The 10066-nt window shown below is 34.0% G+C and carries 10 protein-coding genes and 1 pseudogene; 1 reads left to right on the forward strand and 10 read right to left on the reverse strand.

All coding sequences use genetic code 11. The features are described from left to right. Nucleotides 1-6 precede the first annotated feature (6 nt). Both fabF and ACE3RB_RS16340 read right to left on the reverse strand, forming a co-directional pair. The gene (gene fabF, locus ACE3RB_RS16335) at nt 7-1251 is read right to left on the reverse strand and encodes a beta-ketoacyl-ACP synthase II (protein ID WP_374462054.1); all 1245 of its coding nucleotides are present in this window, start codon (nt 1249-1251) and stop codon (nt 7-9) included. Between the two features lie 34 nt (nt 1252-1285). Next, nucleotides 1286-1525: an acyl carrier protein gene (locus tag ACE3RB_RS16340; protein ID WP_002976354.1), complete on the reverse strand. Its 240-nt coding sequence runs from the start codon at nt 1523-1525 to the stop codon at nt 1286-1288. A 696-nt stretch (nt 1526-2221) separates the two neighbouring features. Here ACE3RB_RS16340 and ACE3RB_RS16345 point away from each other — a divergent pair. Further along, nucleotides 2222-2477 (forward strand): annotated as a pseudogene (locus ACE3RB_RS16345) (transposase); the annotation flags it as partial. Nucleotides 2478-2528: 51 nt separating this feature from the next. Here ACE3RB_RS16345 and ACE3RB_RS16350 read toward each other — a convergent pair. The 8 genes from ACE3RB_RS16350 to ACE3RB_RS16385 all read right to left on the reverse strand — a co-directional run bounded on the left by ACE3RB_RS16350 (nt 2529) and on the right by ACE3RB_RS16385 (nt 9789). Beyond that, a complete protein-coding gene (locus tag ACE3RB_RS16350; RefSeq protein WP_374465181.1) occupies nt 2529-4256 on the reverse strand; it encodes a T9SS type A sorting domain-containing protein in 1728 nt (575 codons plus the stop codon). 433 nt (nt 4257-4689) lie between these two features. After that, nucleotides 4690-5295, reverse strand: a complete 606-nt coding sequence (locus tag ACE3RB_RS16355) for a hypothetical protein (RefSeq protein ID WP_374465183.1) — start codon at nt 5293-5295, stop codon at nt 4690-4692. A gap of 187 nt (nt 5296-5482) precedes the next feature. Next, the gene (locus ACE3RB_RS16360; protein WP_374465184.1) at nt 5483-6628 is read right to left on the reverse strand and encodes a hypothetical protein; all 1146 of its coding nucleotides are present in this window, start codon (nt 6626-6628) and stop codon (nt 5483-5485) included. A 68-nt stretch (nt 6629-6696) separates the two neighbouring features. Continuing rightward, nucleotides 6697-6852 (reverse strand): hypothetical protein, encoded by a 156-nt coding sequence (locus ACE3RB_RS16365; protein WP_374465185.1) that lies wholly within the window; start codon nt 6850-6852, stop codon nt 6697-6699. A 1-nt stretch (nt 6853) separates the two neighbouring features. Next, on the reverse strand, nt 6854-7138 hold the full coding sequence (locus tag ACE3RB_RS16370) for a helix-turn-helix domain-containing protein (RefSeq protein ID WP_374465186.1): 285 nt from the start codon (nt 7136-7138) through the stop codon (nt 6854-6856). A gap of 123 nt (nt 7139-7261) precedes the next feature. Then, nucleotides 7262-7708 (reverse strand): hypothetical protein, encoded by a 447-nt coding sequence (locus ACE3RB_RS16375; protein WP_374465187.1) that lies wholly within the window; start codon nt 7706-7708, stop codon nt 7262-7264. Between the two features lie 24 nt (nt 7709-7732). Then, on the reverse strand, nt 7733-8422 hold the full coding sequence (locus ACE3RB_RS16380; protein ID WP_374465188.1) for a Fic family protein: 690 nt from the start codon (nt 8420-8422) through the stop codon (nt 7733-7735). Between the two features lie 53 nt (nt 8423-8475). Continuing rightward, the gene (locus ACE3RB_RS16385) at nt 8476-9789 is read right to left on the reverse strand and encodes a tyrosine-type recombinase/integrase (RefSeq protein WP_374465190.1); all 1314 of its coding nucleotides are present in this window, start codon (nt 9787-9789) and stop codon (nt 8476-8478) included. Nucleotides 9790-10066: the final 277 nt, after the last annotated feature.

Here is a 10066-nt window from a genome sequence, read left to right on the forward strand (position 1 = left end):
GTAGATTTAGATTTTCTTAAATAGAACGCAAGCGTTGTGCCCACCAAATCCAAAAGTATTGCTCATGGCTACTTTTACATCTTTCTTCGCAGCCTCATTGAATGTGAAATTCAGTCTGCTGTCGATATTCTCATCATCAGTAAAATGGTTGATGGTAGGAGGAACAATACCATGAATAATTGTTCCCAACGCAGCAATAGCTTCAATAACTCCTGCAGCACCCAACAGGTGACCTGTCATAGATTTTGTAGAATTAATCTGAATGTCAAAAGCGTGCTCTCCCAATAATTTTGAAATGGCATTGGATTCTGCAATATCTCCTAATGGAGTAGATGTACCGTGCATATTGATGTGATCTACTTCATCAGCAGTTAAGCCTGCATCTTCCAAACAGTTTTTCATTACCAGATAAGCTCCTAAGCCTTCAGGGTGCGGTGCGGTCATATGATGTGCATCTGCACTCAGACCTCCGCCTTTTAATTCTGCATAAATTGTTGCGCCACGTTTTACTGCGTGTTCATATTCTTCAAGAACAATACATCCTGCTCCTTCTCCCAGTACAAAACCATCTCTGTCTTTGTCGAAAGGTCGGGAAGCGGTTTTAGGATCATCATTTCTTGTAGAAAGTGCCATCATTGCATTGAACCCGCCGACACCACTTGCTGTAACGGCTGCTTCAGAGCCACCGCATACAATTACGTCTGCTTTTCCAAGCTGAATCAGCATTTTGGCATCAATCAAAGCATTTGCTGAAGATGCGCATGCAGATACTGTTGTGTAATTAGGGCCGTGAAAACCATATTCTATAGAAATATGTCCCGGTGTGATATCCGCAATCATTTTAGGAATAAAGAAAGGGTTGAATCTCGGGATTTCCGTATTTGCCCATCCTAAAACTTCAGTTTCGAACGTCTCCAAACCTCCGATTCCGGAACCCCAGATTACTCCGATTCTGTTTTTGTCTACGCTGTCTTCAATAATTCTTGAGTGTTGTACCGCTTCTCTTGCGGCAACAAGCCCAAGCTGTGTATTTCTATCCATTTTTTTTGTCTCTTTCTTATCGAAATGTTGCAGCGGATCGAAATTTTTGACTTCGCAGGCGAATTTTGTTTTAAAGTTTGTGGCATCAAAAAGAGTAATAGGAGCGGCACCGCTCTCACCTTTTACAAGATTTTCCCAGTATTCTTTTGCATTATTTCCAATAGGTGTTATTGCTCCAAAACCGGTTACAACTACTCTTTTTAATTCCATAAACTTTGTTTAATTTCTTTTTTGTTGAAGAATATTATTTATTTACTACTTCTTCGATATAAGCGATAGCGTGTCCTACAGTAGTAATTTTTTCAGCCTGATCATCAGGGATTTGAATATTGAATTCTTTTTCAAACTCCATGATTAGTTCAACTGTATCCAATGAATCAGCTCCTAAATCGTTTGTGAAGCTAGCTTCAGGAGTTACTTCTGTTTCTTCAACGTCAAGCTTATCAGCGATGATAGCTTTTACTCTTGATGCAATGTCTGACATAGTAAATTTTTTTTTAATTGTTAGATGGTGCAAATATATAAAATTCTTTACGATAAAACATTTTTTTAGTCTTTTTTGTGGACCAGAAGGTTTTATTTTGGGTTGTGGAGTTTTAGTCTTTTAGTTTTCAGTAGGTTATATTTGTTACCTGAAGATGAATGTAAAATCAATATTTAGAAAGAGTGGAAGAGTCCCGGAATGATATGCTTTCAATTTCCATCTTATGGACTTCAGTTTTTACAATATCATCTTAAAATTAACTCTTTATTTACCTAAGTAGGTTTTCATTTTTTGAAACATATTTATATATAGTATAAAATGCACGATGTATTGCATGAAATATTCTTAAAGAAGATGTATAAAGAGTTTAATAAAAAAACCATCGAGAAATCGATGGTTTTGTGGAGTTGGAGGGACTATATACGGGTGTTGAAAATCAACAAGTTGTGATTGGGGAATTCGTTTTGTGTCAACGGGTGTATCAACAAAATCAATTCTCAATCCTTTTTATGGACTCAGAAAATTATTTTCCGATGCAAAATATCTTTCAAAACTTTATTATGCAGGTTTAACTTTTTTATGAGTTACTAAAACAGCAGATAATTTTGATCTATTATTAGTAATAAAATAATGTCAATTAATGTTAAAATGTCACTCAACGTTTTTATAAAACATTGATTAAACGCAGTATTCAACAACAAGCTGACTGTGGTTTTTGAATTTCCTTTAGAGATCCGAAAATCATTTACATCACTAATTTGATTGAAAATCTCAACGGGAAAGTCAGAGAATGCACCAAAAACAAAATGTTTTTTCCTACGGATGATGCCGTAATGAAATCAGTGTATCTCGCTTTAAAAGAAACTACAAAAAATGGACGATGCCAAATCAAAATTGGGGTATTGTTCTTAATCAGTTTATGCTTATTTTTGAACAAAGGCTCAGATTATAAAATCCAAGCCCTAACTTTTTAACTTACACACTTCGTGGGATAGTGTCTAATTTATTTTTCTACTATAAGTTTTTCAGTTTGAGTTATCCCATCAGTAGTTACTATTTTTACCACATATACACCATTAGATAGGCTTCTAACTGAATTTTTTTCTTTACCCTCTTCCTTAAGTAAAAGTTTTCCTGATAAATCATAAACCTCTACATTAAATTTATCTAAATATTTCTTAGAACTATTAGTATGTATAACAGAAAATTCTTCTTTAGCAGGGTTGGGAGATAAAAAAACAGGTAAATTACTACTATTTTTGGTTCCCATAGACTCTTTTAATTTTAAAAAATTTTTTTTATTAAAATGATCATTTATTTCAAATGGAATAATTAGATTTTGAGCATATAATTTATCAGATATATCTGTAGATATTTTTTTCTCCTGAAATAGGATTATACTTTGTCCGTTGATAGGTTTTAATGAGATAATGTTTGATTTCATAGCTGGAAATGTTGCCATTGGTAAATACTTCTGAGTCCAAAAAAAATCTCCGTCATCCTTTAGTAAGACAGCATTTAAAGAAACATCAAGGTTAGTAGACTCTAGTTTTTTCTGGACGATGAAAAAAGGATACTCATTAACCAAATGTAAATTTCCTTGATGAAACATTTGCCTCTCATCAACGGGGAAAACTTGTTTAGCATTGTTAGTAAAAAGCCTTGTTCCTGTAACTTTATCAAATTTTTGAATAAATTCACCATTTAAATCTTGCTGTGTAAAAGGATCAAATTTATTATAGTTGGCAATAGACCATATATAAGGAGAACCTGGGGTAAATGCGATTTTCATATCTCTTTCCTTATAATCGTGGCTAATATCAAAATCAACACCATTTACTCCCCAAGGTAAGGTTCCATCTATGTTTATTCTCTGTAAATAAGCATTAATCTCACTTGTTCCTACTGTTCCTCCACTGAATCCATAATATACAACATTACCATCTGCAATCCCACTATGCTTAACGTTCCAAGCTGCGCCCTTTGTTGAAATCTGCTTAGGTGATTCCCACCGTTTTACGCCATTAAAGTCAAACTTTTGTGCATATAAATATGAACTTGTGTATGATCCACTCCCGGGTAAAACTTTACTAAAAATAATTTCAAATTCATTATTTGGCAATTCAAATAGATCAGCAGGAATAGTACTATTTTCTTCGCTATCAGATTTAATTACCACAGGAGAATTCCATACGCGTTGCCCGGAGGAATTAAATCGTTCTATTCTAGAATACTTTTTACTCTCTGGCCAATAACTAACTAATAAATCTCCATTAGAAAGAGGAAGTAAAGTAGGAGATAGTGCTTCTCCAATGCTAATACCGTTAGGCCATACCGAAATTCCTTGTGGGGTTACTTTAAAAATATATCCCAGGTGCCCAACACCTGTACCGGTGACTCCAATATATAAATTGTTAGAAGAATCGACAGTAGAGTCCTCAACAAAAGTGTATGTGTCCATTGGAATTTGATTACTTAACATAATCCCTTCACTGCCCAATTCTTTATTTCCATTTTTATCCAAAATCTGAAGCCATAATTCGAAGTTTACCGGAGTGGGTACACTTTTCCAGTATCCTATAAAAGTTTTACCATCGCTAGAGGTGGTCGAAAAAGCATCTCCACTTTTAGGAGAGGCAACAAGAAGATTTTGATCTAAAACAGGATTCCATTGGGAGTTGGAGGTTATCCACACAAAGACAAATGTAAAAGAAATTAGAATTTTTTTCATAAATTTATTTTTTTTTAACTGTTAAATAACTCAATTTTCTATGCAAAGAAGTATTTATTGCTAATAGTAACAAATATAAATGCCAAAAGCGGCGAAAGTAATGTTAAGTTAAGTTTGTGGATTAAAGGAAATGTAGACTGTGTCAGGTTTATAAAAAATAGGAAAAACAAAAAGTTGGTGTTGTGTGTTGTTGGCCTTTTCGCAAAAAAAACAGTGACCTTCTCCCTAAAAACCATACCATTTACAAGGTCAGCAATATTAGGTTCAATAGATTGTGCCATTTATATAAAAATATTTAATCAAGCAAAAGTATAAATTTTATTCCTTTTTTTTCCTGTGAAGTTTCGGATGAGGTATAACACACGTATGTATAACTACGGAAAACTCCGTTATCAGTTATTATCATCGCATTTTGACTGCAATAAGTCGGTACTTACTTATATTTTTCAGATCGAAAAGACCTTTCAAAATCATCAATATTTACGTTCTCTCTTTGCTCAATAACTTTCATTAATTGTAAATATCGTTTGGTAGGCTTTCCTCTGTAATGAGATCTAAAATGTTTTTTATAAAGTTGCTGATATACTTCATCATCTAGCATCATACCAAACATTTTAATCCACTCTCTCATTTTCTTTGATTCTAATTGTTTACCATACATCAATTTTGGACTTGCCGAACGGTGTTCGAAATAGCCGTTTATGAGATGTAATTTTCTGCAAACCGTGCCAGTGTGCGGGCATACGAAAAACCACAATCTTCCGACTCCTAAATTGGATGGTCTTGTGATTAATTGTACTGTATAATTGATGTGGTCTGTTTCTCTGTACTTGTAATCAAGAGTTATTGAACCACTATTTTGTTTCAGTTCGATAGATACTGATATTGAACCTTTGTTTTCCTGCGTGTTTCGATTAGTCCAATTGATAATCGCATTTACTATGCGATTAGGTTTCATTAGATTCATTCTTTTCAAATCTGCAATTGAAATCATTTTTAATCTTTCAATTTCGGTCGGGTAGGTTGGATATCTTGCCATTTTTTAAAACCTAAATTATTAGGGAACTTTTAAAATTTGATTTGTAATTGATTGGGCTTGTAATTTCTTTGCTCAAATCTTTCACGGCTGTATTTTGGGTTGTGGTTCGGGTTTGTGGCGGTATTACGGATATTGTGCGCAATATAATACATTTGGTACTCTGCATCTCGGTTTTTCATTTTCTCGGTCAAAAATCTTTTTTCAATGTTTTTGTACACTTCGGAGCAAATTCTCTGTAATATTTTAGTCCACCCAAACACAAATATTTACTTCCTTTTCTCTGCATTGAAATATTTAATCCAGTAACTAAACAAACCATGTTACTGTTTGTTGTTTGTGCATTTTCCAAGTTTATCAGTGTGGAGTGTGTTTTTTGATTATGCAACTTTCCCCTGTTTACCGCTGTTGGCTGTGTGGAATTTGCACATTCTGATAACTGAATGATTTTATCAATAATTTGCCCTTTTATTTTGGTGTGCAGATTGTTTTTTCTTTGCAGAATTTTGTAATATTTTGCCTTTTTGTATTGAAAAGTATTTCGGTGTTTTTGCGTTTTTAAATCTTCCCAAAAATCAATTTTATCAGCACTTTGGATAAATTTCACCTCATCGGGTTTTAAGTTGTCTAAATCGGGTGTTTGACTGGTTAATAGAATGTTTTCCCATTCGTTTAATAAAGTTTGCCCTAATTGTTTGTAGGTATCGGGTTCTAACAAATCTACTGCGGTAGTGATTCCATATTTCTTAATGTTTTTTGCCTGTTTGCTCTTCACTTCAAAACGGAAAGTGTTTTGATTGATACCATACTGCAGATATTCTAAAAACTGCAAACCTTTGGCGTATGCCTTTATTTGTTTATAGCTTGTTGCATCTGTTTTTTTGTAGTACGGAAATGCACCTGTATTGAACGGTGTTTTTTTGTAGAAAAACAAACCATCTATCAAACTTTTAATATCGCTTTCAGGGACGAGGTTTAAACCAAATTCAATATTGACAACTTTTAAAAGGTCGTATTCCTGCGTTTTTATCCCTAAATAAGTAAGAATGTCTATAATTGTTTTAATACTGTTTTCGGGCGTGAAATCGTTACCGTTGTGCGTGTATTGGTTAAAATGATAATGCGGACTTATAACAATGTCTAAATAGCCGTAGCCAATTATATTGCCATTTTCTACAGCCTTGCGAAAATCTAAGCTTAATTTTGCGCCATGTGTTTTGTGCTTTAAAGAATGGTAATAGTTATTTTTCGGTCTGCATACGACAAAATCAGGGTGCGAAATCATCCTGTTTATTATCTCAATATCTGTGGTAGAAAACTTTGTATTATCTAGCATTTGCCTATATTTGCTCTGTTGTAATAGTTGCCACTATCACAATATTTTGAACAAATAAGGGAGCGGTTTTAATCGTTCCCTTTTTCGTTTTCTAATAATTCTGCGGTAATATTCCCTATAGAATCTACAAAGCCATAATCAAAGACTATTGTGAAAACCTCATCAAAAGGTAATTTGGTTTGCCTTGCAATTTCTAATAGCTGTGAGATGAAATTATTCTTCATATTAACTCAATTTGTTTTGGTTAATAATCTGCTCAATTTCTGAACGTTTGAAAAATACACGGTTTCCCATCCCGAAACTCGGAATTGTACCGTCTTTGCGCCATCTGTGAAGTGTGGAAAGGTCTATTTTGAGAAGTTTGCAGACCTCCGACCGTGTAAGGTATTCTGTTGGTTCTTTGGGTTGGAATTGTGCGGAGAGTTGCGCTGTTAACTCAGGTATCAAAGAATTTTTTAATTCTGTGATGAGGTCGGTCGGGTTTGTCCCAATAAATTGTATTATGCCCATTGCAATAATTGTTTTAATTATGCTACAAAATTCAATATCATACAATTATATATTCCCCCTAATAGTCCCCCTAACTATACTCCTATAAAGTTTTGTACAACAAAAAACCACCTTAAAGGTGGTTTAATTCTTTTCATTTATAATTTTTTTTGCTTTTGCAATTGTGCCGTGTGTAGATGCAGTGTATCTTGTGACGTCTTCCTTAGAATTTGGATTTAAAACGTTAATATTTCCCTTTACTTCCCTTTCTCCTCTATTGAGTAAACATGAAATTGTATATTCTTTTTGGGTTGAAGTCATTTCTTTAACTTTTTGTAAATCAAAAAAAACTAACTCATTCAATATTGATACTTGAACAGAACAGGATGTTGTTTTTCTTTTAATAGAATCCTCTGTTTCTTTATTTTCTTCTTTTAAAATTTCCTCGATGCTTTTGTTTAAAAGTATATCTTCAACAATATCCTTAACTGAATGCACAAACATCTCATTGCGCTCAAATACACTTTCTATAATGCCTATCAAGTCAGATTCTGACCATTCCTGACTCATTCCATAATAATCTACTCCCATATTTTATAATTGGTTGCCTTTGGGTTAATTCCCCGATACTTTTATAATTCTTTCCATTGTTTCCCTTACATTCTCTGTGATGAGGTCAATAAATGGCTGTTTATTGTTTTCTGTCTGTGCGGTTTCCAATGCACTGTAATATTTCAAACGGCTATCGGTATGTCCTTTTAAAATAGCAATCGGGAATCCGTTTTGTAATAAGATTAAATTCATCAGTAGGCGAGAGGTTCGTCCGTTACCGTCTATAAATGGATGTATCGTTACCAACCGCTCGTGCATCTCTGCGGAGAGTTCTATCGGGTGCAATTGGTCTTTATTGTCATTATACCAAATAAATAAATCTTCCATCTGTTTGGGTACTATAAAAGGCTGTGGCGGTATGTGTTTTGCTCCCGAAATCAGTACCTGTACATTTCTGTATTTTCCTGCGTTTTGGTTGTCTATACTCTGCAAAATGAGTTGGTGTATTTGCAATAAATCTCTCTCGGAAATCGTTTGTTTTTCGTTTGCCAGTTCTTTTATGTATTCTATGGCGTGTTGGTGGTTGATAACTTCCAAATGCTCATTTAGAGACTTTCCGCCAATGGTTAATCCTTTTTCAATAACCAATGCGGTTTCTTGCAAAGTCAGTGTGTTACCTTCTATTTTGTTGCTCTCGTAGGTGTATTCTATATCAAACGCCTTTGCTACTTTGTCGCTGTAGTTTTGTCGCAAATGGTTTAGTCTTTCTTTCAGTTGGTCGAGCTGGGTATATTTGTTTTTCATATTCAAACTATTTTCAAATGGTTTTCCATTTTTTCGGCTATTCTCATTGCCTTGTCTATTTTTTCGGTTTTGTTGTATAAGTTTACCATATCATCGGTTTTGTGTCCTGTTTGGGTTTTAATGTTTTCTTTACCCAAAATTTCTATAAAGTTGGTCACAAACGACCTGCGGAAAATATGCGTGGTTATCAGTTTCCATTTTTCAAATTCTTTTACAATCTTTTTTCCTCTTCCGCCTTGTTCTTTGTCTTTTACACCTCCTATCATTTTTTGCGTAAGTCCTGCCAATTTGCAAACCTCTTTAATGTAATCATTCAGACGTTGGTCAGAAATTTTTCGGGGAAATTGTCCGTTTCTTTTTTCCAATACTTTCAATACTTCAGAATGCAGATAAATAAATTCCTCCGCATCGTGTGTTTGGTTTTCTATTTTCTTCTGTTTGAATTTTAAAATATTGGTATTGATGATATTCTTTGCATCAAAATTTAATAAATCTGATACTCTCGCACCTGTGTAGAATCCTATAATAATCCAGTCTTTAGCGTTTTCCAAATATTCGTGAGGGCATATCGTATTTTTTATTTGCTCCAGTTCCTCAAACGATAATATAGGCGGTGTATAGTTTTGTTTGACTCTCATAAATTCCCAATGCAAAACCTCCGTATTTACATCAATTTTCTTTTTAGAGGCAAAACTGCAAACGGTTTTGATGTATTTTAAATCTTTTATAATTGTGCTGGAGCTGTATTTTTCTGTCTGCATCCACTCGGTTAAATCATCCCGAAAATCATCGTTCACACTTTTTAATAGAATGTTTTTATCAAATAAAATAATACGGTTTTTGATTGTGATAAGTTTTTTGCGTGTGGCTTCCGTTATCGGGTCTTGTTTGCCCTCAATACGTTTACTTTTGTCCTTAATATAATAATCGATAAAGTTGACCAAATCGCTCGGTATTGCTGTTTTAGTGGTTTTGGGTTTTTCTTTTTCGGGAAAATATTTTTTGTTGTAAAAGTCTTTTATCTCGTCTGCGGTAGCATCGTGATTGTTGGCAAAGAAAACCGATAATTCAGATTTTAGGATTGCGAGATTGTTGTTTAGGACTGCAATTTGAGAATTAAAGTTTTTTTCCAAAACCGTTTTGGGGTTTCTTTTGGTCAAATTAGCCTTGTAACTTTCTTTTTCTTCGTCCCAATGTGTGGGATTGATAGAGTAGGGGGTTTTGAGAATTAATTTAAAATCTCTGCCTTTGATATAGCGGAAATAAATAGATGAGGTTTCCCCAACTTTGGAGCGTAAAAATAATTTGATTGCCATCACTTTTTTTTGAACAAATCAAAGATATAAAATTCCGTTGATACAAAATATAGTTTTTGCAATTTGTATCAACCGTTGTGTCAACCAAATTGAATCTCACTGCAATTTAATGCAATCAAAAAATACTGTAAAAATCTTTGTGAAGTGTTATGAATAAAGGGTTTTTAAAAACAGAAGGCGCGAAAAAAGGCACTTCTCTAAAAGTGCCTAAAATCGTGAGTTGTGGAGTTGGAGGGATTCGAACCCTCGTCCAAACAAGCAATACATAAGCTTTCTA

Origin of the sequence: Chryseobacterium sp., assembly GCF_041914225.1 — a bacterium.
GTDB lineage: Bacteria > Bacteroidota > Bacteroidia > Flavobacteriales > Weeksellaceae > Chryseobacterium.

Coding starts and splice junctions, on each gene's coding strand:
- ACE3RB_RS16360 (WP_374465184.1), bottom strand. CDS start 6,628: ATGCTAGATAATACAAAGTTTTCTACCACAGATATTGAGATAATAAAC.
- ACE3RB_RS16365 (WP_374465185.1), bottom strand. CDS start 6,852: ATGAAGAATAATTTCATCTCACAGCTATTAGAAATTGCAAGGCAAACC.
- ACE3RB_RS16350 (WP_374465181.1), bottom strand. CDS start 4,256: ATGAAAAAAATTCTAATTTCTTTTACATTTGTCTTTGTGTGGATAACC.
- ACE3RB_RS16370 (WP_374465186.1), bottom strand. CDS start 7,138: ATGGGCATAATACAATTTATTGGGACAAACCCGACCGACCTCATCACA.
- ACE3RB_RS16385 (WP_374465190.1), bottom strand. CDS start 9,789: ATGGCAATCAAATTATTTTTACGCTCCAAAGTTGGGGAAACCTCATCT.
- ACE3RB_RS16375 (WP_374465187.1), bottom strand. CDS start 7,708: ATGGGAGTAGATTATTATGGAATGAGTCAGGAATGGTCAGAATCTGAC.
- ACE3RB_RS16340 (WP_002976354.1), bottom strand. CDS start 1,525: ATGTCAGACATTGCATCAAGAGTAAAAGCTATCATCGCTGATAAGCTT.
- fabF (WP_374462054.1), bottom strand. CDS start 1,251: ATGGAATTAAAAAGAGTAGTTGTAACCGGTTTTGGAGCAATAACACCT.
- ACE3RB_RS16355 (WP_374465183.1), bottom strand. CDS start 5,295: ATGGCAAGATATCCAACCTACCCGACCGAAATTGAAAGATTAAAAATG.